Raw genomic sequence first — 1,385 nt, 5'->3', positions numbered from 1 at the left:
CACAAAATCTATGGTCAGCCTGACTTTTGCAAGCGAGTGGGTGTCGACGTAAATTGGGCGTGCGCAAATCTATCCGGGATCGCGATGGAAACAGGTTCCTCGTCCCATGATGAGAGCCGCACCGGGCAAACCTCAAAAATGCGTCAGCGTCCATGCGCTGTTTTTGTGGTCAGGTTGCTTGCCCGGCCGTTGAGCCGTTTATGTCTTCACGTATCTCGCGTCGCAAAAGCAGGAAGGACTCGATACATCGGGCTATATAAGCGAGGCCGTGTCAGGCTGCTGCAGCCTGTTCGCATAGATAGTGTGTACCTTTGGCAAGGATGGCCCAGGCGATTCTGGCCAATTTGTTAGCCAGCGCACAGGCCACCACGTTGGAATGCCGTCGGGTCAACAGACCGCGGATCCAGACGCTCAAGCGATCGGTGCGCCGCTCGATCCGCTGCATGACAGATCGCGCGCATTGCACCAGTAGCCGCCTCAGATTCTTGTCTCCTCGCTTGCTAATGCCCAGCAAGGTCGGCTTGCCGCCGGTACTGTATTGGCGCGGGACAAGTCCGATGGAAGCCGCGAATTGCCGCGCTGAAGCAAATTGTCGGGCGTCACCTAATTCCGTCGCGAGCACGCTGGCCGTGACTGGCCCGATGCCCGGAATTTCCAGCAACCGCTGGCTGCGCTCGTCCTCGCCTAGCTGCTGAACCAGTTCACGGTCGAGTTCCCCGATTTGCTCATCAAGGTACTTGAAATGTGCCTGGAGACGCTCGAGCAGCGCAATCAGCCGCGGCGGCAATTCATGTGCGGCCAGCACGGCCGGCAGCCGACGGATAACAGCCATCCCTTTGGGCAGACTTACTCCAAACTCCAGTAAAAACCCATGAATCTGGTTGACCGTGCCGGTACGGTCGCGTATCAGCCCCTCGCGTACCCGATGCAGGGCCGAGAGCGTTTGCTGGGTTTCGTTGCGAGGACTGACGAAGCGCATGGCCGGACGTGACCCGGCCTCGCAGATTGCCTGCGCGTCGGCGAAATCGTTCTTGTTGCCGCGCAGGAACGGTTTGACGAATCGGGGAGAAATCAGCTTGGCTTGATGCCCCAGCCCTTGGATACGGCGCGCCATCCAGTGAGCACCAGCACACGCTTCCATGACCACCGTACAGCTCGGAACGTTGCCGAGCAGAGAAAATAACTGGTTGCGCGTAAGCTTCTTGCGGAACACCATGTGGCCGGATGCAGCCTGTGCATGCAGGTGGAAGCAATGCTTGCCTAAATCGATCCCGATCAGCGATACCGTGTCCATAATGACCTCCCAATAAGGAAACAACCCGATCAGCGTAAGCCGATCGGGTTGTTTCGGTCAGGCTGACCATCTCATTAATGCGGACAGGTTC

General features: G+C 58.0%; 1 protein-coding gene. It reads right to left on the bottom strand.

Features of this window, described 5'->3' with window-relative positions; translation table 11 throughout:
- Positions 1-271: 271 nt before the first annotated feature.
- Positions 272-1,294, bottom strand: coding sequence for an IS110 family transposase (locus G3O00_RS42660; protein WP_105775497.1), 1,023 nt, complete (start codon positions 1,292-1,294; stop codon positions 272-274).
- Positions 1,295-1,385: the final 91 nt, after the last annotated feature.

It is taken from the genome of Burkholderia sp. Ac-20384, assembly GCF_017104605.1.
Taxonomy (GTDB): domain Bacteria; phylum Pseudomonadota; class Gammaproteobacteria; order Burkholderiales; family Burkholderiaceae; genus Burkholderia; species Burkholderia lata.
The sequence above is the reverse complement of the archived record's forward strand: the minus strand, read 5'-3'. Positions and strand labels throughout refer to the sequence as shown.

Coding starts and splice junctions, on each gene's coding strand:
- G3O00_RS42660 (WP_105775497.1), bottom strand. CDS start 1,294: ATGGACACGGTATCGCTGATCGGGATCGATTTAGGCAAGCATTGCTTC.